The organism is Brachybacterium sp. YJGR34, from assembly GCF_003347015.1.
GTDB lineage: Bacteria > Actinomycetota > Actinomycetes > Actinomycetales > Dermabacteraceae > Brachybacterium.
Map to the genome: position 1 here is coordinate 1 of NZ_PNFB01000023.1, position 19,120 is coordinate 19,120.

Annotated in this window: 20 protein-coding genes; 15 read left to right on the forward strand and 5 right to left on the reverse strand. The window is 73.1% G+C overall.

The window, feature by feature from the left end; translation table 11 throughout:
* Window positions 1-59: 59 nt before the first annotated feature.
* Together CXH06_RS15680 and CXH06_RS15685 are read right to left on the reverse strand one after the other, a co-directional pair.
* A complete protein-coding gene (locus CXH06_RS15680; RefSeq protein WP_114856135.1) occupies window positions 60-542 on the reverse strand; it encodes an SRPBCC domain-containing protein in 483 nt (160 codons plus the stop codon).
* A 2-nt stretch (window positions 543-544) separates the two neighbouring features.
* Window positions 545-943, reverse strand: coding sequence for a helix-turn-helix transcriptional regulator (locus CXH06_RS15685; protein ID WP_114856136.1), 399 nt, complete (start codon window positions 941-943; stop codon window positions 545-547).
* Between the two features lie 77 nt (window positions 944-1,020).
* Here CXH06_RS15685 and CXH06_RS15690 point away from each other — a divergent pair, with 77 nt between their 5' ends.
* The 3 genes from CXH06_RS15690 to CXH06_RS15700 all read left to right on the forward strand — a co-directional run bounded on the left by CXH06_RS15690 (window position 1,021) and on the right by CXH06_RS15700 (window position 5,247).
* The gene (locus tag CXH06_RS15690; RefSeq protein ID WP_114856137.1) at window positions 1,021-1,839 is read left to right on the forward strand and encodes a hypothetical protein; all 819 of its coding nucleotides are present in this window, start codon (window positions 1,021-1,023) and stop codon (window positions 1,837-1,839) included.
* Window positions 1,840-1,962: 123 nt separating this feature from the next.
* Window positions 1,963-4,167, forward strand: a complete 2,205-nt coding sequence (locus CXH06_RS15695) for a 3-hydroxyacyl-CoA dehydrogenase NAD-binding domain-containing protein (RefSeq protein ID WP_114856138.1) — start codon at window positions 1,963-1,965, stop codon at window positions 4,165-4,167.
* A 159-nt stretch (window positions 4,168-4,326) separates the two neighbouring features.
* On the forward strand, window positions 4,327-5,247 hold the full coding sequence (locus CXH06_RS15700; RefSeq protein ID WP_114856139.1) for a hypothetical protein: 921 nt from the start codon (window positions 4,327-4,329) through the stop codon (window positions 5,245-5,247).
* Between the two features lie 27 nt (window positions 5,248-5,274).
* Here the strand turns inward: CXH06_RS15700 and CXH06_RS15705 are convergent, their stop codons facing one another.
* Both CXH06_RS15705 and CXH06_RS15710 read right to left on the reverse strand, forming a co-directional pair.
* The gene (locus tag CXH06_RS15705) at window positions 5,275-6,498 is read right to left on the reverse strand and encodes an aminotransferase class I/II-fold pyridoxal phosphate-dependent enzyme (protein WP_114856140.1); all 1,224 of its coding nucleotides are present in this window, start codon (window positions 6,496-6,498) and stop codon (window positions 5,275-5,277) included.
* A gap of 67 nt (window positions 6,499-6,565) precedes the next feature.
* The gene (locus tag CXH06_RS15710) at window positions 6,566-7,105 is read right to left on the reverse strand and encodes a GtrA family protein (RefSeq protein WP_232820392.1); all 540 of its coding nucleotides are present in this window, start codon (window positions 7,103-7,105) and stop codon (window positions 6,566-6,568) included.
* 181 nt (window positions 7,106-7,286) lie between these two features.
* Here CXH06_RS15710 and CXH06_RS15715 point away from each other — a divergent pair, with 181 nt between their 5' ends.
* From CXH06_RS15715 to CXH06_RS15760, 10 genes are all read left to right on the forward strand, one after another.
* Window positions 7,287-8,087, forward strand: a complete 801-nt coding sequence (locus CXH06_RS15715; protein ID WP_114856142.1) for a hydroxymethylpyrimidine/phosphomethylpyrimidine kinase — start codon at window positions 7,287-7,289, stop codon at window positions 8,085-8,087.
* A 153-nt stretch (window positions 8,088-8,240) separates the two neighbouring features.
* Window positions 8,241-9,068 carry an ABC transporter ATP-binding protein gene (locus tag CXH06_RS15720; protein WP_114856143.1) on the forward strand — a complete coding sequence of 276 codons (828 nt, stop codon included), beginning with the start codon at window positions 8,241-8,243 and terminating at the stop codon, window positions 9,066-9,068.
* Window positions 9,065-9,715 (forward strand): ABC transporter permease, encoded by a 651-nt coding sequence (locus tag CXH06_RS15725; RefSeq protein ID WP_114856144.1) that lies wholly within the window; start codon window positions 9,065-9,067, stop codon window positions 9,713-9,715. The genes CXH06_RS15720 and CXH06_RS15725 overlap by 4 nt, the downstream gene beginning before the upstream one ends.
* Complete coding sequence (locus CXH06_RS15730) at window positions 9,712-10,377, forward strand: ABC transporter permease (protein ID WP_114856145.1); 666 nt, start codon at window positions 9,712-9,714, stop codon at window positions 10,375-10,377. Before CXH06_RS15725 ends, CXH06_RS15730 begins: the two co-directional genes overlap by 4 nt.
* Window positions 10,378-10,439: 62 nt before the next feature.
* On the forward strand, window positions 10,440-11,378 hold the full coding sequence (locus CXH06_RS15735) for an ABC transporter substrate-binding protein (RefSeq protein WP_114856146.1): 939 nt from the start codon (window positions 10,440-10,442) through the stop codon (window positions 11,376-11,378).
* A 129-nt stretch (window positions 11,379-11,507) separates the two neighbouring features.
* Window positions 11,508-11,978, forward strand: a complete 471-nt coding sequence (locus tag CXH06_RS15740) for a polyketide cyclase (protein ID WP_114856147.1) — start codon at window positions 11,508-11,510, stop codon at window positions 11,976-11,978.
* The gene (locus CXH06_RS15745; RefSeq protein WP_114856148.1) at window positions 11,975-12,379 is read left to right on the forward strand and encodes a helix-turn-helix transcriptional regulator; all 405 of its coding nucleotides are present in this window, start codon (window positions 11,975-11,977) and stop codon (window positions 12,377-12,379) included. Before CXH06_RS15740 ends, CXH06_RS15745 begins: the two co-directional genes overlap by 4 nt.
* Before the next feature lie 46 nt (window positions 12,380-12,425).
* Window positions 12,426-13,298: a formate dehydrogenase accessory sulfurtransferase FdhD gene (fdhD, locus tag CXH06_RS15750; protein WP_114856149.1), complete on the forward strand. Its 873-nt coding sequence runs from the start codon at window positions 12,426-12,428 to the stop codon at window positions 13,296-13,298.
* A 185-nt stretch (window positions 13,299-13,483) separates the two neighbouring features.
* Entirely contained in the window at window positions 13,484-13,948 is a 465-nt protein-coding gene (locus CXH06_RS15755) for an ASCH domain-containing protein (protein ID WP_114856150.1), read from the forward strand.
* An 81-nt stretch (window positions 13,949-14,029) separates the two neighbouring features.
* Window positions 14,030-15,115 (forward strand): hypothetical protein, encoded by a 1,086-nt coding sequence (locus tag CXH06_RS15760; RefSeq protein ID WP_114856151.1) that lies wholly within the window; start codon window positions 14,030-14,032, stop codon window positions 15,113-15,115.
* A 191-nt stretch (window positions 15,116-15,306) separates the two neighbouring features.
* On the opposite strand, the gene CXH06_RS15765 is transcribed toward CXH06_RS15760, so the two are convergent.
* Complete coding sequence (locus tag CXH06_RS15765; protein ID WP_114856152.1) at window positions 15,307-16,266, reverse strand: sugar-binding transcriptional regulator; 960 nt, start codon at window positions 16,264-16,266, stop codon at window positions 15,307-15,309.
* A 166-nt stretch (window positions 16,267-16,432) separates the two neighbouring features.
* On the opposite strand from CXH06_RS15765, the gene CXH06_RS15770 reads away from it, so the two are divergent.
* A complete protein-coding gene (locus CXH06_RS15770) occupies window positions 16,433-18,175 on the forward strand; it encodes a glycerol-3-phosphate dehydrogenase/oxidase (protein WP_114856153.1) in 1,743 nt (580 codons plus the stop codon).
* Between the two features lie 146 nt (window positions 18,176-18,321).
* A complete protein-coding gene (locus CXH06_RS15775) occupies window positions 18,322-19,053 on the forward strand; it encodes an MIP/aquaporin family protein (RefSeq protein ID WP_114856154.1) in 732 nt (243 codons plus the stop codon).
* The last annotated feature ends 67 nt before the right edge of the window (window positions 19,054-19,120 follow it).

Genomic DNA, 19,120 nt, shown 5'->3' on the forward strand with positions numbered 1-19,120 from the left:
GGTCAGGTGCTTCTGACCGCACCGATCCACAGGCCGGGGCGGCGCGCCGGCGCGGGGTCTCAGGAGACGAGCTCGTCGATCTGGTCGATCGCCGAGCGCGAGCCCTCCTCTACTCCCATGTCCAGCACGGTCTGCAGGCCCTCCCGGTCGGCGTAGGTGGTCACGTAGACCGCCCGGGTGCCGCCGTCCTGCGCGGTGAAGGTGCTGACGCAGGTCGAGACCGGCAGCTCGGTGTTGGGGCGGAAGTCCTCGTGCGCGAAGCCGTCCTCGTAGCGGAAGGAGTCGGGCTCGTGGACCTCGAGCACCTTCCAGTACCCGTGGTGGCGGTCGCCCTCGGGGCCGGTCATGTAGTAGGTGACCAGGCCGCCCGGGGTGAGGCTGTGGTCCACCACGGTGGCCGGGTACTCCTTGGGCCCCCAGACCTTCTCGAGCTGGCGCGGGTCGGCGTAGATGTCCCAGATGCGCTGCACCGGGGCGGCGAACTGGGCCGTGATGGTGAGGGTCAGGGCGTCGAGGTCGTGGCTGATGTCGGTGACGGGCATGATCACTCCTGCATGAGGGACGGGGCGGACGGTGCCGCCGGATCCGCCGGCGACTCGCCGTCGTCGGATCGGGGGGTGGTCGCATCGAGCAGCTCGTCGATGCGGCCGATGTGCTCGCGCCACGGGACCTCGAGCTCCTCGAGGAGCCGGGTGGCGGAGCGGAGGGCTCCAGCGTCGCCGCGGGTGAGGGTCTCCCGCCCGCTGCGTCGCCGGGTGATCAGGCCGGCCTTCTCGAGCACCGCGACGTGCTTCTGCACCGCCGTGAGGCTCATCGAGTAGGACCGTGCCAGGGCCGAGACCGACTGCTCGCTCACCAGGACCCGGCGCAGGATGTCGCGCCGAGTGCGATCCGAGAGAGCCTGGAACCAGGCGTCGGCCCGATCCTCGTCGATCTGCTGCATGCCCCGAATCTACAACTGCATGGTTGTAGGACGCAAGGGGTCCGGGCAGGGGTTCTCCGGGCGCCTATGCTCGAGGCATGGCACAGGAGCGGGAGGAGTCCCCCGGGTACGACTGGGAGGACCCCTCCGTCCCCGGCCCGCCGGCGAGCACGGCCCTGCCCGATCACGGGGCCGGTCCTCGCCCTGCCCCGGACGGGGCGCTCCTCGCGCCGCCGGAGCCCGGGCCCGCGCCGGCCCGATGGTGGGGGAGCCTCCCGCCCTGGGCGATCGTCGCGATCGTCGTCGTGCAGGCCACGGCCCTGGTGCTGTGCCTCGTGCTGGTGCTGGGCGGGCTCCAGCGACTGCGCGCCCCGGACTCCGCCGCGCCGACCGCCGCCCCCACGACCGACGACCCCGCCGACGAGGCGGCCGCGTCGCCGCGCGAGCGGGGACGGGTCACCGACGCCGCCGGCGTCGAGCTCGGCGGCGGGATCGGGGACTACGACCGGCCGGCGAGCGTCGGGGAGCACACCTTCGTCTGGGACACCTGGAGCGGGGGCACGTTCAGCGTCACCGCCCGCGAGGTCGATCTCGCGGCGAGCTTCCCGCAGGGCGCCGGCGAGGAGGTCCTCGCCGAGGGGCACCGGCTGGTGGAGGCCCGCTACGAGGTGCGCTACGACGGTCCGGGGCAGATCGCCCCGGTCGAGGAGCTGTGGCTGACCGGGGAGTCGGACCTGTCCTACTTCCCGGACCTCGCCGAGGGCCTCGCACCGGACCCGATGGAGGTGATCCCGCCGCTGGCCAGCGGTGAGACCGCCAGCTTCCGCAGTCTGTACATCGTCCCCGAGGACGAGATCGGCTCCTTCCGGCTGGGCGTCGAGACGCCCCGCGCCCGGACCCTCTACTACGCCACCTGAGGACCGCGGGACCCGCATCCTCCGGTGGACACCCGGGCCCGATCTGAGGCATGCTCAGGACGCACCCCGCGGTATCGCTCACGTGGGCGGGAGACGCTTCCCCTCGACGACGAGAGGTCACCGATGAGCAGCTACGACGAGCACGTCACGAGAGTCCTCGCCACGCAGCGCGAGCATCCCGGCCTGGGCGCCGTGGCCGTCCTGACGATCGCCCCGCCCTCGGGGCAGGAGCACCGGCCCGCGACCCTCGGCCCCCGGTCCCTCGCCGCGGTCGCCGCGGCGATCGGCGCCGCCCTGGACCGGGCCGAGGCCGGCGAGATCGGGGCGATCGCCCTGACCGGCACCGGGCGGGTGTTCCTCGCCGGGGCCGACCTCTCGGTGTTCTCCGACCCGGCCGCGGCCGGTCACGTCGCCGAGATGACCCGTGCCGCCCACGACCTGCAGATCCGGGTGCGCACCAGCTCGGTCCCGGTGCTCGCGCACCTCAACGGCGCCGCCCTCGGCGGCGGACTCGAGGTCGCGCTGATGGCCGATGTGCGCACCGCCGCCCCGGGCGCGCGGGGTCTGGGCCTGCCCGAGACCGGCCTCGGCATCCTGCCCGGCTGGGGCGGGACCACGCTGCTGCCCGCCATCGTCGGCGCCGAGCATGCCGTGCGCATGATCCTCGAGGACCCCGCCCGGGACCGACGGCTCAGCGCCGAGCAGGCCGTCGAGATCGGCCTGGTCGACGAGCTCGCCGAGGACCTCGACGGCGCGCTCGACGCCTTCGCCGCCCTCGTCGCGGCGCACGGCGACGTCGAGGAGGCCGACGTCGACGTGCTCGACCCGCTCGTCGCCGAGGCCGCGGCGGATGCCGCCACGGTCCTCCCCGGAGCCTGGAGCGCCCGCACCGCCCCGATCCCCGCCACGGGCAGCGGGGAGGCGGAGTCCCTGCTGGACGCGCTCGACGCCGCCCACGGCGCCGGGACCCGACGCACCTGGGCCGCGCAGCTCGAGGCGCAGGGCGCCCCCGCCGTCGGCCGGGCCCTGGAGCTGCTGCAGCACCTGCCCGGATCGACCCTCCGCGAGGCGCTCGACCGCGAGGCCCGCGCGCTCGAGGACCTGGTGGCCGGCGACGCCGCCGCGGCCTCCCTCTACGCCGCCGAGCTCCTGCGCCGCGGGAAGCCCGGCCGCTCCGCCGTCGAGGGCGCCCGCGAGATCCACCGGGTGGGTCTCGCCGGAGCCGGCCTGATGGCCTCCCAGATCGCCGCCCAGCTGGCCCTCGGGCTGCGGGTGCCCGTGGTGCTGCGGGACCTCGACGCCGCGACCGCCGAGAAGGGCCTCGCGGCCGCCCGCGAGGTGGTCGCCGGCGCCGCCGCCCGCGGGCTGCTCGACGAGGCCGCCGCGACCGAGGTCGCCGGCGCGCTGTCCGCGACCACCGCGGTGCAGGACCTCGCCGACTGCGACCTCGTCCTCGAGGCCGTGCCCGAGGTCCCCGAGGTCAAGCGGTCCGTCCTCGCCGAGCTCGAGGGCGTGCTCGCCGACGACGCCCTGCTGGTCACCAACACCTCCTCGCTGTCGGTGACGCGGATGTCCGAGGGCCTGTCGCATCCCGAGCGGGTGATCGGCCTGCACTTCTTCAACCCCGTCGCGAAGATGCCGCTGGTCGAGGTGGTCCACACCGAGGCCACCGACGAGGCGACCCTCGCCACCGGCCTCGAGGTGGTGCGCCGGCTGCGGAAGTACGCGGTGCGCAGCGCCGACGCCCCGGGCTTCATCGTCAACCGTCTGCTGTTCCGGGTCCTGGGCGCGGTGCTCGCCTCCGTCGACGCGGGCGCCGACCCCGCCGAGGCGGACGCCTCCCTCGATGCGCTCGGCCTGCCGATGCGCCCCTTCGAGCTGCTGGACCTGGTGGGCCTGGGCGTCGCGGACCACGTGGGCACCGTGCTCGCCGCGGAGCTCGGCGACCGCTTCCACGCCTCCCCGGGCCTCGCCGCGATGGCGGCGCAGAAGCGGCATGTCACCGAGCGCCGGCGGTCCGCGGCGCATCCGGCGATCTCCCCCGCGGTGGCCGAGGTCTTCGCCGCGAGCGGGTCCCCGCGGCCCGAGCAGGCGCTGGTGGGCGACGCGCTGCTGGAACGGGTTCGCGACGGGCTCGCCGAGGAGATCGCGCTGATGCTCGAGACCGGCGTGGTGGAGCGGCCCGAGCAGGTGGACCTCGCCCTGATCCTCGGCGCCGGCTTCCCCCGCCACCGCGGCGGCATCACCCCCTACCTCGACGCGAGCGGCGCCGCGCAGCGCGCCGGCGGGCGCAGCTTCCACGGGGAGCGCTTCACCGGTCGTGCCTGAGCGCGGCACGGGTGCCGTTTCGTGCCCTGATGGTGACCTGCGTGTGCCTGGACGAGGACGGGGAGCCTCGTACGATGTGGCGACGAGCCGTGTGGTTCGAGCTGAGCAGGCCGTGTCGTGAGAGAGGGGACGGCGTCGCAGCTGACGCCGGAGCACAAGATGTCGCAGCCACCGCAGAGCGGATGGGGCCAGCCCCCGTCCGGAGACCAGTACGGCCAGCAGTCCCCGGCCGACGGCTACGGCCAGCAGGGGTACGGCCAGCAGGGCCAGGGCCCGGGTCCGCAGAGCTTGGGCCCGGACGTCGCGTCGGCGCCGATGTACGGCGGCGACACGGGAGCAGGGTCGACGCCGCAGGGCGGCGCCCCCTCGAAGAACTCCACGGTCCCGATCATCATCTGCGCCGGATGCGCGGTGCTCGCCCTGGTGCTGGTCCTCGTGGGCGGCGGCATCTTCCTGTTCACCCGCGACGGCGGCGAGGGCCCGAGCCCCGACCCCACGACCACGCTGGAGGAGTCGGAGCCCGCCGAGGAGCCGACCGAGGACGCCGAGCCCACCGAGGAGGAGGCGACCGAGGAGGAGGCGACCGAGGAGGAGCCCACCGAGGAGGAGCCCACCGAGGAGGAGGCCGCGAGCGGCGACAAGGGAACGCAGGACGATCCCTACGCGATCGGGGAGATGTTCACGCTCGAGGACGGCGAGGGCGGAACGCTCGACGTCACCATCGGCGAGGTGAACTGGGACGCCACCGATGCCGTCATGGAGACCAACGAGTTCAACGAGGAGCCGGGCGACGGAGAGACCTACATCCTGGTCCCGATCGAGATGACGTACCACGGTGATGGGGAGGCCGAGGCGTTCCTGACGATCACGGTCGAGTACGTCAGCGGGGGCAACAGCTTCACCGATGCAGGGACCGTGACTCCGAACGGCGTCCTGGACGTCGGAACCCTGCGCGACGGAGGCACCGGCAACTGGGACCTCGGGATCATCATCCCGGAGGACAGCGCGAAGGACGGCGCCTTCGTGGTCAGCGCCCTGCTCAACTTCGACGGCGACGAGGTCTGGGTCGCGGCCACCTGAGGGTGCGCCTCCGTCGTCCCTCGATCCTCAGCGCCGAGGCGCGGCCCAGGCCTCGAGCCGCTCGAGGGCCTGCTCGATCGTGGAGCGGCTCTTGCAGAACGCCAGGCGCAGGAAGGGTCTCGCCGCCCCGGCATCTCCGCCGCGGTAGAAGGCGGACAGCGGGATCGCGACCACCCCGGCCTCCGCGGGGAGCCGCTCCGCGAGCGCGTCGGCGTCGGTCTCGCCCAGCGGCGAGGCGTCCGCGACCGTGAAGTAGCCGGCCTCCGGCACGCTGAGGCGGAAGCCGATCTCCCGCAGCCCGGCGGTGAGCAGGTCGCGGCGCGACCGCAGATCAGCGGCGAGCTCCTCGAAGGCCGAGGCGGGCATCGCCAGCCCCTCCGCCACCGCGGGCTGGAACGGCGCCCCGGAGGAGTAGGTCAGCCACTGCTTGACGCCCGTGATGGCGGTGACCAGCTCCGGCCGCGCGGTGATCCAGCCGATCTTCCACCCGGTCACCGAGAAGGTCTTGCCGGCCGAGGAGATCGAGACGGTCCGGTCCTGCGCGCCCGGTAGCGCCGCGATCGGACGGTGCGGGGACCCGAAGGTGAGGTGCTCGTACACCTCGTCGGTGATGATCAGCGCGTCGTGCCGACGCGCCTCCTCGACGATCACCTCGAGCACCTCCGGCCCGGGCATCACGCCGGTGGGATTGTGCGGGGTGTTCACGAGCACCGCACGGGTGCGCTCGGAGAAGGCGGCGCGCAGGGCGGTGGTGTCCACCTCGAGCACCAGGTCGCCGTCCTCGCCCGCGCGGGAGACCAGCGGCACCGTGCGGTGCACGCCTCCGGCCAGGGCGATCATCGCCGCGTACTGGTCGTAGAAGGGCTCGAGGGTCACCACCTCGTCCCCGGGCTCGACCAGGGCCAGCAGCGTCGCCGCGAGCGCCTCCGTCGCCCCCGTGGTCACCAGCACCTCGCGCGCGGGATCCCACGTCAGCCCGTACCACTGCTCCTGATGCGCGGCGACGGCCTCGCGCAGCACCCGCTCACCGGCACCGGGCGGGTACTGGTTGCGGCCCGCCCGGATCGCGGCGATCGCCGCCTCCGCCACGACCTCCGGCGGATCGTCGTCGGGGAAGCCCTGCCCGAGGTTGAACGCGCCGAGCTCCGCGGCGCGGGCCGAGGTCCGGGCGAAAACGGTGGGGCGGGCCTCGCCGTCGACCAGCAGGCCGGCGGCGGCGGAGGCGCGGGTCCAGGGGCCGGAGGTGTCCATGGCTCCGAGTCTCGCAGACCCCGACCGGAGCCGTCGGCCCGGCCCATCCCGGCCCATCCCGCCGGCGTCAGCGGCGGGGGAAGACGAACCGTCCGTAGGTGACGTAGCGGAAGGACGTCGAGACGGCCTGGCCGATCAGGGTGCCGGAGATGTTGTCGGCCAGCGCCGTGTCCAGCCCCAGCACGTATCGGGAGAAGCCCAGGCAGGACAGCTGCAGCCCGGTCGCCAGCAGGTTGATCAGCAGGAACAGCACGATCGAGCGCGTGGTGTCGGGCCGGGGGCGGTCGCCGAAGGTCCACAGGCGGTTGCCCAGATAGGTGAGGCAGGAGGCCGCCGCGATGGTTAGCAGCTTCGCGGTGAGCGGCGAGCCGTGCATCAGCCCCTCGCCCCAGCCGTGCGTGGGGTGCCAGAACACCAGCAGGTTGTAGAGCGCCGCGTCGAGGAGGAACACGACTCCGCCGACGAGGAGGAACTTGACCGTCGAGGACAGATGCTCGTCGAGCAGCGCCCGGGCGCGGCCCCTCGCGCGCCCGTCGAGGGCGGGAGCGGGGCGGGCGGAGGCGGCCGGCGGCGCGGTCTCCTCCGTCGTCGGATCGGGGGGCGGCACGCCCGGCACCCTACCGGAGGCGGTAGGATCGGGCCCCTGCCGCAGCGACGGATCACAGTCGCCTCCCGCCCGAGGCGCCGGTCCTGGGAGCGCGCGGCACGACCGCTGCGACGGGCCGGCGGGGGATCCCCGGGCCCTGGGAGCGCGCGGTCAACTCGACAGCTCTCCACGGAAGGACCCCATGACTCACGTCGCCCTCACCATCGCCGGTTCGGAGACCACCGGAGGCGCCGGTGCGCAGACCGATCTGAAGACGTTCCACCAGCTGGACACCTTCGGCGCCGCGGCCCTGACCTGCATCGTCTCGATGGACCCGAAGGACAGCTGGAACCACCGCTTCGTCCCGGTGGACCCGCAGGTGATCGCGGACCAGATCGAGGCCTGCACCGCCGCCCACGACGTCGACACGGTGAAGATCGGCATGCTCGGGGCCCCGGCCACGATCGACACGGTCGCCGCCGCGCTCGCGCAGCACTCCTTCACGAACGTGGTGCTGGACCCGGTGCTGATCTGCAAGGGCCAGGAGCCCGGCGCCGCGCTCGAGACGGACAACGCGCTGAAGGCGCAGGTGCTCCCGCTGGCCACCTTCGTCACCCCCAACCACTTCGAGGCTCTCGCGCTCTCCGGCATGGACAGCATCGAGACGGTCGCGGAGCTCACCGAGGCCGCACGCCGCATCCACGACACCTACGGCGTGATCGTGCTGGCCAAGGGCGGCGTGGTGCTCGAGGGCCCCGACGCCGTGGACGTGTTCCACGACGGCGAGCAGACCGTCGAGCTGCGCAGCCCCAAGACCGGCGAGCACCGCATCCACGGCGCCGGCTGCACCCTCGCCGCCGCCGTCACCGCCGAGCTCGCCAAGGGGGCGACCCCGCTGCAGGCGGCGCGGACGGCGAAGGACGTGGTGACCAGCTCGATCGAGCACCGTCAGGCCAGCCACCTGCCGTTCGACGCCGTCTACCAGCGCCACTACAGCGCCTGAGCGCTCCGCCGCGGCGGCGCGCCGGGAGGACGGAGAGCCGGCGAACCCTCCATCCGTCGGAGCGATGGCCTACGCTCGGATCCCTGGGGTCGCACGGCGGGCAGGGCCGGCCGCGCGACCCGAGCCCCTGCCGCGACACGAGGTGGAGCACCCATGATCGGCTTCGAGAACGTCCGCAAGGAGTACCCGGGAGGGGCGCTCGCCGTCGAGGACTTCAGCCTCGAGGTCGCCTCCCATGAATCGGTGGTGCTCGTGGGGACCTCCGGCTCGGGCAAGACCACCCTGCTGCGGATGATCAACCGGATGGTCGATCCCACCTCCGGGGTCGTCCACATCGACGGGGACGACGTCTCCCGGCTGGACCCCGTCGTGCTCCGCCGCTCGATCGGCTACGTCATGCAGGCCTCCGGGCTGCTGCCGCATCGCACGGTGGAGGACAACATCATCACCGTGCCGGTGCTGCGCGGCACCTCGCGCGCACAGGCCCGCGTCCGTGCGCTCGAGCTGATGGAGACCGTCGGCCTCGACGTCTCCCTCGCCACCCGCTATCCCGCGCAGCTCTCCGGCGGCCAGCAGCAGCGCGTGGGCGTGGCCCGCGGCCTCGCCGCGGACCCGAACATCCTGCTGATGGACGAGCCCTTCGGCGCTGTGGACCCGATCGTGCGCGGCGAGCTGCAGCTCGAGCTGCAGCGCCTCCAGCGCGAGCTGCGCAAGACCATCGTCTTCGTCACCCATGACATCGACGAGGCCTTCCTCATCGGCGATCGCGTCGTGATCCTCCGCCCCGGGGGGATCGTCGCCCAGGTCGGCACCCCGCAGGAGATCCTCGCCGCTCCGGCCGACGACTTCGTGCGCACCTTCGTCGGCGCCGACCGCGGCGCCCGCTCCCTGCACGTCGAGCGGACCGACGGGCGCGACGTGGTCGTCGACGCCGACGGCCGGGCCGCCGGCGTGCTCGAGGCGGGGGCGGCCTCGCCATGAGATGGGTCCTGGACAACCTCGACGTCATCGCCGGATACACCGGCGCGCACCTCGTCCAGGCGCTGCCGCCAGTCCTCATCGCCTTCGCGCTCTCGCTGCCGCTCGCGAAGCTCGCCAACGCGCGCGGCTGGCTGCGCACCTCGGTGACCACCACCTCCGGGCTGCTCTACGCGATCCCCTCGCTGCCGCTGTTCGTGCTGCTGCCCGGCCTGATCGGCACCAGCGTGCGCAGCCCGCTGAACATCGCCGTCGCCCTGACCCTCTACGGCCTGGCGCTCATGGTGCCCGCCGCCTCCGACGCCTTCCGCTCCGTGAGCCGTGACGTGCTGGGCTCCGCGACCGCGCAGGGCTTCGCGCCTGCCGCCCGCTTCCTGCAGGTCGAGCTGCCGCTGGCCGGCCCCGTGCTGCTGGCGGGGGTGCGGGTGGTGGCCGTCAGCACCATCTCGCTGGTCACCGTCGGCGGAGTGCTGGGCGTGCCCAGCTTGGGCATGCTGTTCGTCGACGGCTTCCGCCGCGGCATCCTCGCGGAGATCGCCGCCGGCGTGGTCCTCACCGCCGCCCTCGCCCTGATCATCGACGCCCTGCTGGTGCTGCTGGGCCGCGCCCTCATGCCCTGGACCCGGCAGCAGGGGGTGCGGAGCGCATGACCTCCTTCCTCGAGGCCCTGGCCTGGCTGGGCGATCCCGCGCACTGGTCCGGTCCCTCCGGGATCCCGATCCGCACCGCCGAACATCTGGGCTACACCGTCCTCGGCGTGCTCGTCGCCGCGCTGATCGCCGTGCCGCTGGGCCTGTACGCGGGGCACACCGGCCGCCTGGCCAGCCTGAGCCTCGCGCTCGCGGGCGCCGCCCGCGCCCTGCCCACCCTGGGCCTGGTCACCCTGTTCGCGCTGCTGCTGGGCATCGGTCTGGGCGCACCGCTGCTGGCCTTCGTGATCCTGGCGATCCCCTCGCTGCTGGCCGGCACCATCGCGGCCGTGCAGTCCGCGGACCCCGCGACCGTCGACGCCGCCCGCGCGCAGGGGATGACCGAGACCCAGATCCTGGCCCGGGTCGAGATCCCGCTGGGCATGCCGCTGCTGATCGGCGGTGTCCGCGGCGCGACCGTGCAGGTCGTGGCCACCGCGATGCTCGCCGCCTATGTGGGCAACGGGGGCCTGGGTCGGTACATCTTCCTGGGGCTGGGCGCCCGGGACTATCCGCAGATGCTCGCCGGCTCGCTGCTGATCATCGCCCTCGCCCTGGTGCTCGACCTGTCGCTGCTGCTCCTGCAGCGCCTCACCGCGCCGCGCGGGGTGAGGGCGGCATGAGCCCCCGGAGCACACCACGCCGTCGCCGTCCCGTTCTCGCCGTCCCCCACCCGGAGGTTCCCATGACCATCCACAGCACCCGCCGTCACCTGCTCGGCACCCTCGGCGCCGGCGGACTCGCGCTCGGCGCGGCCGCCTGCGGCGGCTCCGATCCCTTCGAGGAGGAGGGAGCCGCCGGGGCGTCCGATGCCGGCGGCGGCTCCGCCGGCATCGTCATCGGCTCCCAGGCCTACTACTCCAACGAGATCATCGCCGAGCTGTTCGCCCAGGTCCTCGAGGCCGAGGGGTACACCGTGGAGCGCCAGTACCAGATCGGTCAGCGCGAGGTGTACATCCCGGAGCTCGAGTCCGGGGCCCTCTCCCTGCTGCCCGACTACCTCGGCAACCTGCTCCAGCACTACGACCCCGACGCCGAGTCCGCGAGCCCCGAGGAGATCCACGCCGCCCTCGGCGAGGCGCTGCCCGAGGGTCTGCGGGTGCTCGACTTCGCCGCGGCCAGCGACCAGGACTCCTACACCACCACCTCCGACTTCGCCGCGGAGCACTCCCTGACCACGATCGGGGACCTCGCCGGCGTCGAGGAGGACCTCACCATCGCCGCCAACAGCGAGTTCGAGGTGCGGCCCTACGGTCCCGAGGGGGCGAAGGAGATCTACGGCGTGGACGTCTCCGTGGTGCCCGTCGAGGACTCCGGCGGCCCGCTCACGGTGCAGGCGCTCCTGGACGGGGACGTGCAGCTGGCCGACATCTACACCGCCGACCCCGCCATCGCCGAGAACGACCTCGTGGTCCTCGAGGACCCCGAGTCGATGATCCTGCCCCAGAACGTGGTGCCCGTGGTCACCGATGCGATCGACGAGGGGGCCGAGGCCGCGATCGGCACGGTGCTGTCGGCGCTCAGCGCCGACGACCTGGTGGAGTTGAACCGGCGCAGCGTCGTCGACCAGGCCTCCAGCGCGGACATCGCGAGCGACTGGCTGAGCGAGAAGGGCCTGGTCTGAGGACCATCGGGGATCCGCTGCAGGACGCGAGGCCCGGACCGTACTGCAACTGAGGGGTTGCATTTGGTGGGGAGGGGTGGAACAGTGGTGCGCGCCGGGACCGCCGGCCCCACCTCCAGGAGGACTGCCATGAGCGAGCACGCCACCATCACCACCGATGACGTCCCCGACGAGATCGTCCGCAGCATCCACATCGACGCCGATGCCCAGACCGTCTTCGGCATCATCAGCGAGCCCGGCTGGTTCATCAACGACGGCGAGTACACCGAGCACGAGCTGACCGTCGAGGGCGAGGTCACGCATGTGGTCGACCCTGTCCACGGCCGGTTCGCGATCGGCACCGAGGTGCTCGATCCGCCGCACCGGGCCGTCTTCCGCTGGCTGGGCGGTCAGGCCGGTGAGCTCGAGGACTTCCCCGCCAACACCATCGAGTTCACGATCGAGGCCGACGGCGAGGGTGTGCTGCTCACCGTGTGCGAGCGCGGCTTCGCCGGGATCAGCCCCGATGCCGCCGTCCGCCGGGAGCGCTTCGAGGACAACACTGCAGGCTGGACCCAGGAGCTGGACGTCGCCCGGCGCCTCGCGGAGCGGGCCGCGTGACCACCGCGGCTCCCGCTGCGACGGCACTGCTCACCGAGGAGGCCGACGAGGTCTTCGGGCTCCTCGCCGACCGCACCCGCCGACGGATCCTGGTGCGCCTGGCCGAGAAGCCCGACGACGCCGGTGCCGTGGCCCGCGACCTCGAGCTCACGCGCCAGGGGATCGCCAAGCAGCTGCACCTGCTCGAGGACGCCGGGCTGGTGGGCGTCTCCCGGGTCTCCCGGCGGCGGGTCCACCACGTCGACCCCGCCCGGATCCGCGAGATCTCCGACCTGCTGGGCCTCGTCGCCCGCGGCTGGGACCGCCGGCTGGAGCAGGTCAAGGAGCGGGCCGAGGCGCAGGTCGCCCAGCGCGCCGAGGAGCAGGTCATGGGTCGCGCCGAGGCGCCGCGGCGGGAGTGAGGCGCCCGCGGTGCTGCCACCCCGCCGCCCGGACTATCCTCGCAGGATGGGCAGGGTCACCGAGACGAAGCGACTGCGCACGGTCCGGGTGCGGGACGGCAGGCTGTACGTCGGGCGCAAGGGCGACCACGTCGCGGTCGAGGAGCCCCTCGACATCCGCCTCAACGGGCAGAAGCTCTCGCTGACCATGCGCACCCCCGGGCACGACGTCGAGCTGATCCACGGCTTCCTCCACGCCGAGGGGCTGATCACCTCCCGCGAGGACATCGCCGAGGCCCGCTACTGCGACGGGGCCGTCGTCGAGGACGAGAGCGGCTTCGCACGCAACACCTACAACGTCATGGAGTTCACCACCGCGCGGCCCCAGCTGCTGCCACTGGTGACGAAGGCCTTCACCACCTCCTCCGCCTGCGGGGTCTGCGGGACCGAGAGCATCGAGGCCGTGCGCCGCTCCAGCCGCTATCCGATTCAGCAGCGCTGGAGCATCGACCCGCGGGTGATCCTGGCCGCGGCCGAGGCCCTGACCGACGAGCAGGCCGTCTTCGCGCGCACCGGAGGCGTCCACGCCGCCGCGCTGGTCGACCTCGCGGGGAACCTCCTGGTGGTCCGTGAGGACGTGGGCCGCCACAATGCGGTCGACAAGGTGATCGGCTGGGCGCTGCTCGAGGACCGCCTGCCGCTCGAGGACTGCTTCCTGCTGGTCTCCTCCCGCGCCGGCTTCGAGATCGCCCAGAAGTCCTGCCTGGCCGGGATCCCACTGCTGGCCTGCGTCTCCGCCGCCAGCTCGCTGGCCGTGGACACCGCCGAGGAGTTCGGCCAGACGCTCATCGGCTTCGCCCGCGCGGGCGCTGACGGCGACGGCCGGATGAACGTCTACACCCACCCCGAGCGCCTCGACCTCTCCGCCGCCGAGGGCTGAGCAGGACTGCGTCGCGGCGCTCCCGTGCGCGCGACGGGCCCGTCGTCCGCTCTCGCGGCCGGGCCCACGGAATGCGGTGCAGTTCCGCGCCATATCTCGGTCGAATCTGGTTCGGAATCGCACCCTAGCCTGCGGCGAGGCGGGCGTGCGGCGGATCGTGGCGCCGGGGTCCGTAGAGTGCTCGCATGCACAGCGATGAGCTCGACGCCTTCTGGTCCCGTGCCCGCGCCGCAGAGCCGTCACTGCCCCTGGAGGCGCCGACGGCCTGGGCCTTCGGCGCCACCGCGCAGCATGCTGATGACCTCCTGAACCTGGTGCTCGCAGGGATCAAGACCGGGACGGCGACGGCGATGGCCGATTTCGGGGACGACGAGCCGGTCCCCGTCGTCGGCGAGCTCTCCATCATCCTCGACGGCTCCGGGACGCCGCGCGCCGTGCTCGAGGTGACCTCCCTCGAGGTTCTGCCCTTCGACGAGGTGGGCGAGGAGCACGCCCGTGCGGAGGGAGAGGGGGACCGGACGCTGGCGAGCTGGCGGCGGATCCACGAGAGCTTCTGGCGGGCCCACGGATCCGAGGGGTTCGCGCCGGACATGCCGGTCCTCTGCGAGCGCTTCCGTCTGATCCATCCCCGCTCGGCTCCGACTCCCTGACCTCTCCTCCCCAACCCGGCCCCGTCCACCGGGGGCGGGACGTCGTCCGACTCCGTCGAACCCCGGGCTAGCGTCGGCCGCATGCTCGCGGACCTCGGACTCTTCGCCGGCCGCATCGATCATCGTGCGGTCTGGCAGGAGCGGGGGTTCCACTCGCGTGACCTCGCCTCGCCCCGCTTCACCACCGTCTTCCCGGGGTACCTCACCCCGACGGCCGCTCCCGCTTCGGTGAACGCCCTGGCATCGACCCTGCAGCGGTCGGTCCGCCCGGGGAGCATCCTCAGCCACACCACCGCCGCGCTGCTCTGGGGCATCCCGATCCCGCTGGGGCTCGAGAACGGGATCGCCCTGCTCCGCCGGCCGAACCAGGACCTGGCCTGGGACAGCGACGGCCCCGTCATCCCCTCGGTCGTGCCCGGCGCGGTGCTCGGGCAGGACGCCGCCCTTCCTCTGCTCCACTGCCGCGTCCGTCGGGGCGGCACCACCCGGGTCGGCCGCGGGGCCGTCGTGCATCGCGGCCGGCGCGGCAGCCCGAAGGTGCTCGGCGCCCTGGTCGTGTCCGGGCAGGCTGAGACGCTGCGGGAGCTCGCGACGATGATGCCTCTTTGGGACGTCGTCGCGGCGGTCGACGCGGTCATCGGCCCTCAGGCCGAGTATCGCGGCCAGACCGTCGCCTCGCTGGTGGCCGCGGCGTCCGCGCAGCGTGGCCTCCACGGACTCGACCGTCTGCGCGCCGCACTGGCCTTCGCGCGCGACGGCGTGCGCTCGCCGGGGGAGACGGTCATGCGTCTGCTGCTCGAGAGGATGGGATTCCCGCCGGCCGTGGTGAACCTCCCCGTGCGCGACCCGGACTCACGGAAGCGCTTCGAGATCGACCTGGCCTGGGAGGATCTCCGGCTCGGCCTCGAATACGACGGTGACGTGCATCGGGCGAAGGGGCAGTGGCGCCGGGACGAGGCCCGGCGGGACCAGCTCGCCTCGCTCGGGTGGACGCTGGTCCGCGCGAACGGCGACGATCTTCGGTCGCCCCGCCGGCTGCTGCTGAGGCTGCGGCGGACGATGGTCGAGCGCGGCGTCCTCCTGCCGAGCAAGGACCGCCTGCTGCGCGGCCTCCGAGAACTGGGCACGGAGCGGCCGACCCTGCGGATCGACCCCCGCCGGTTCTGATCGGTCCGCGCCGCTCGCCGCCAATGCGCGACCTCGCGGTCGCCAGGGAGAAAAGGTGCGGAACTGATCCAGATCAGAGCGAAAAGTGGATCGGATCCGCACCATTCTCGGCGGTGCGGCGGTGCGGCGGTGCGGCGATGCGGCGGTGCGGCAGCTCGGAGCGCGCCCGCACTCGCCCGCCCCGCCGGCGCTCAGGACAGCGAGAGCAGGCTCTGGGCGGTCACGGCGTCGAGGACCAGGTCGGTGGCGACCCCGGCGCGCAGCGCCGCGCGCAGGGGGAGCGCCTTGCGGGTGCCGGCCGCGACCAGCAGGCGCCGCGGGATGCGGGCCAGCTGCGCGGGGTCCGGCCCGGAGCCGCGGGCGTTCAGGGCGACGTCCCGGTAGGTGCCGTCGGCCCGCAGGAACACGGTGCAGACGTCGCCCACGGCGCCGTCGGCCCGGAGCGAGCGCCGGTCCTCGCCGGTGAGGTAGTTGTTGGTGTAGACGTGGCTGGGGACGACCGCGTCGAAGGCGCCCACGCTGAACACCGCGAGAGTGCACTGCCGCTGCACCTCGAGCACCCGCCGTACCGAGCGCTCGCGCCACATGGCCTCGCGGGTCGCGGCGTAGTCGAAGAAGGCGGGGACGGGGAAGTGGTGCACGGTGCCGTCCCACAGCGAGGCGGCCCGGGCGAGCACCGTGGAGACGTAGGTCAGCCCCGAGCCCTCGGTGTTGATCGCCCCGTTGAGCTGCACGATCCGCAGCCCCGGGACCGGACGGGGGCGCAGGGAGGAGACGAGGGCGGCGATGGTCGTGCCCCAGGCCAGGCCGATCGTCATCCCCGGCTCGAGCATGTCCTCGACCTGCTCGGCGGCGGCGCCGGCCACGGTCTGCAGGCGTTCGTGCTCGCCGTCGCCGGGGGCGGCCTGGACCACCACCGTCCGCACGCCGTACCGGTGGGCGATCCGTCGGCGCAGCTCCTCGAGGCGCGGCTGGCCGGGGGGATGCAGCGTGATCTGCACCAGGCCGGCCTCCCGTGCGTCGCGCAGCATCCGCGAGACCGTGGAGCGCGAGACGCGGAGCGATCCGGCGATCGACTCCATGGTGTGCCCCTCCGCGTAGTACATCCGTGCAGCGTCGAAGGCGGCGTCACGGCGGGAATCGGGGGCCATGACCCCAGTCTTGCACGTCCGTGCAGTGTGATTGCGGAGAGCTGCACAGCGTCCCACGATGTCCACCACGGGTGAGCCGCTGCGCTGCGGCACCCGTGATGACCACCAGCCGGTACCCCGGCTCCCGCCCGTCGCGCGGAGCCGACCCCTTGCGAAGGAGCATCCCGTGTCCGATCAGCATCGGTCCGCACTCACCCCCTCCGGTCGGGCCGAGCACCTGGGCCGGCTCCGCGCCGCCACCGGGGAGAACCCCCTGGACGTGCTCGTGGTCGGCGGCGGCGTCAACGGTGCCGGGGCGGCCTTCGACGCGGCCACCCGCGGACTCTCCGTCGGCCTCGTCGAGTCCCGCGACTGGGCCTCCGGCACCTCCTCCCGCTCCTCGAAGCTCATGCACGGCGGCCTGCGCTACCTGCAGATGCTGGACTTCTCGCTGGTCGCCGAGGCGCTGCGCGAGCGCGACCTGCTCCTGACGCACACCGCGCCGCACCTGGTGCGCCCCATCAAGTTCGTCTTCCCCTTCTTCAAGAAGGTCGTCGACCGCGCGTTCATCGGCTCCGGCGTGGCGCTGTACGACGCGATGCAGTCCGTGGGCCGCAAGCGCGCCGTCCCCGTCCACCGCCACCTCGGCCACGGGAAGATGCTCGAGGTGTTCCCGGGGCTGGACGGCGACAAGGCCGTGGGCGCGCTCGAGTACTTCGACGCGCAGATGGACGACGCCCGCTTCGTCATGATGCTGGTGCGCTCCGCCGCGCAGTTCGACGCCTCGGTCGCCAACTACACCACGGTCGTCGACTACCTCCACGATGCCGGCGGCCGGGTCATCGGCGCCCGGGTGCGGGACGAGGAGAGCGGCGAGGAGTTCGACGTGCACGCCCGCGAGACCATCCTCGCCGGCGGCGTCTGGACCCAGCGCCAGCAGGAGCTCGCCGGGGCCGACGCCGGCCTCGAGGTCCTCGCCTCCAAGGGCATCCACATCACCGTGGCCCGCGACCGCATCCCCGCCGTGCCGGACACCGGGATCATCACCCAGACCGAGAAGTCGGTCCTGTTCATCATCCCCTGGGACGAGTACTGGGTGATCGGCACGACCGACACGCCCTGGACCCAGGACCCGGAGGACGTCGGCGCCACCTCCGCGGACATCGACTACGTCCTCGAGCACGCCAACGCGGTGCTCGCCCAGGACCTCGACCGCGAGGACGTCATCGGCGTCTACTCCGGGCTGCGTCCTCTGCTGCAGCCCGTGAAGAAGGGCTCCGGCAGCTCGACGAAGGTCTCCCGTGAGCACACCGTCATGGAGGTCGAGCCGGGCCTGTCCGCGATCGCCGGCGGCAAGTACACCACCTACCGGGTGATGGCCGAGGACGTCGTCGATTTCGCCCTCAAGGACTCCCAGCCCGGCCGGCGCAGCCTCACCCGTTCGGTGCCGCTGCTCGGCGCGCAGGGGTACGAGGCGATGGTGCGGGACAAGACCGCCCTGGCCGCCCGCCTCGGGGCCGACGAGCTGCGCATCGACCGCCTGCTGTTCCGCTACGGCACGCTGCTGGGCGACCTGCTCGAGCTCGTCGAGGAGGACCCCTCCCTCGCCGCTCCGCTCGATCACGCGCCGCGCTACCTGCGCGTCGAGGTGCTCTACGCGGTGCGGGCCGAGGGCGCCCGGCACCTCGCCGACATCCTCGAGCGGCGCACCCGGCTGGACTACGAGACCCGGGATCGCGGCGTCGCCGCGGCCGAGGAGATCGCCGCGATCGTCGGCCCGGAGCTGGGCTGGGACGAGGCGGCGCGCGCTCGGGAGGTCGCGGCCTATCGCGACTACATCGCCGCACGTCTCGAGGGCGAGCAGTCGTCCGAGGACGCGCAGGCCGCCGCCCACCTGTCCGCCGTCTCCGAGGTCCCGCCCCGGGCCTGACCGGAGCAGGGGCGCCCGGGCACCGGGCTCGGGCGCCCCGGGGCGGCGGCACGCCGCCCCGTCGACCGTCCGCGGTCGTCCGAAACCCGGCACGGACCGGGCCCCGGTCCGTGCCACCACCGACCGGCTCTCGATGAGGAGAACTTATGGGAACGCTCGCCACGATCATGCTGTCGGAGATCGCGGGCACCGCGATGCTGACACTCCTGGGCGGCGGCGTCGTCGCCAACGTCGTCCTGGGCAAGACCAAGGGCAACGGCGGCGGCTGGCTGCTGATCAACTTCGGCTGGGGCCTCGCGGTCTTCTCCGGCGTCTGGGTCGCCTTCAAGACCGGGGCCCACCTGAACCCCGCCGTCACCATCGGCCTGCTCGCCAGCGGCGCCGAGGAGTACGGCCCCGGCATCCCCGTCGGGGTCGGGACCACGCTGGTCTACTTCCTGGCCGAGATGATCGGTGCCTTCCTGGGCGCCGTGCTGGCCTGGCTCGCCTACAAGAACCACTACGACCAGGAGACGGACCCGGGCGCGATCCTCGGCACCTTCTCCACCGGTCCCGAGATCCGCTCCCGCGGGTGGAACCTGGTCACCGAGATCATCGCGACCTTCGTGCTGGTCTTCGTGATCATCATGTTCGGCAACACGCCGAACGAGCTCGGTCCGCTCGCCGTCGCGCTGCTGGTGCTCGCCATCGGCGCCTCCCTCGGCGGGCCGACGGGCTACGCGATCAACCCCGCCCGAGACCTCGGACCGCGCCTCGCGCACGCGATCCTGCCGATTCCGCACAAGGGCGGCTCGGACTGGGGATACTCGTGGGTGCCGATCGTCGGCCCCATGATCGGCGGCGTGCTCGCCGGTCTCTTCTCGATCGTCTACTTCTGATCGACCGCGCGGCCCGGCGGCGCCGGGCTCCGCGCCACCACCTCGCAGCACCCATGACGAAGGAGTT

Excerpts from the sequence above, each read along its gene's own strand:
- CXH06_RS15695 (WP_114856138.1), top strand. The coding sequence starts at position 1,963 with ATGAGCAGCTACGACGAGCACGTCACGAGAGTCCTCGCCACGCAGCGC.
- CXH06_RS15735 (WP_114856146.1), top strand. The coding sequence starts at position 10,440 with ATGACCATCCACAGCACCCGCCGTCACCTGCTCGGCACCCTCGGCGCC.
- CXH06_RS15680 (WP_114856135.1), bottom strand. The coding sequence starts at position 542 with ATGCCCGTCACCGACATCAGCCACGACCTCGACGCCCTGACCCTCACC.
- CXH06_RS15765 (WP_114856152.1), bottom strand. The coding sequence starts at position 16,266 with ATGGCCCCCGATTCCCGCCGTGACGCCGCCTTCGACGCTGCACGGATG.
- CXH06_RS15755 (WP_114856150.1), top strand. The coding sequence starts at position 13,484 with ATGCACAGCGATGAGCTCGACGCCTTCTGGTCCCGTGCCCGCGCCGCA.
- CXH06_RS15725 (WP_114856144.1), top strand. The coding sequence starts at position 9,065 with ATGAGATGGGTCCTGGACAACCTCGACGTCATCGCCGGATACACCGGC.
- CXH06_RS15685 (WP_114856136.1), bottom strand. The coding sequence starts at position 943 with ATGCAGCAGATCGACGAGGATCGGGCCGACGCCTGGTTCCAGGCTCTC.
- CXH06_RS15690 (WP_114856137.1), top strand. The coding sequence starts at position 1,021 with ATGGCACAGGAGCGGGAGGAGTCCCCCGGGTACGACTGGGAGGACCCC.
- CXH06_RS15700 (WP_114856139.1), top strand. The coding sequence starts at position 4,327 with ATGTCGCAGCCACCGCAGAGCGGATGGGGCCAGCCCCCGTCCGGAGAC.
- CXH06_RS15715 (WP_114856142.1), top strand. The coding sequence starts at position 7,287 with ATGACTCACGTCGCCCTCACCATCGCCGGTTCGGAGACCACCGGAGGC.
- CXH06_RS15760 (WP_114856151.1), top strand. The coding sequence starts at position 14,030 with ATGCTCGCGGACCTCGGACTCTTCGCCGGCCGCATCGATCATCGTGCG.
- CXH06_RS15775 (WP_114856154.1), top strand. The coding sequence starts at position 18,322 with ATGGGAACGCTCGCCACGATCATGCTGTCGGAGATCGCGGGCACCGCG.
- CXH06_RS15730 (WP_114856145.1), top strand. The coding sequence starts at position 9,712 with ATGACCTCCTTCCTCGAGGCCCTGGCCTGGCTGGGCGATCCCGCGCAC.
- CXH06_RS15720 (WP_114856143.1), top strand. The coding sequence starts at position 8,241 with ATGATCGGCTTCGAGAACGTCCGCAAGGAGTACCCGGGAGGGGCGCTC.
- CXH06_RS15705 (WP_114856140.1), bottom strand. The coding sequence starts at position 6,498 with ATGGACACCTCCGGCCCCTGGACCCGCGCCTCCGCCGCCGCCGGCCTG.
- fdhD (WP_114856149.1), top strand. The coding sequence starts at position 12,426 with ATGGGCAGGGTCACCGAGACGAAGCGACTGCGCACGGTCCGGGTGCGG.
- CXH06_RS15740 (WP_114856147.1), top strand. The coding sequence starts at position 11,508 with ATGAGCGAGCACGCCACCATCACCACCGATGACGTCCCCGACGAGATC.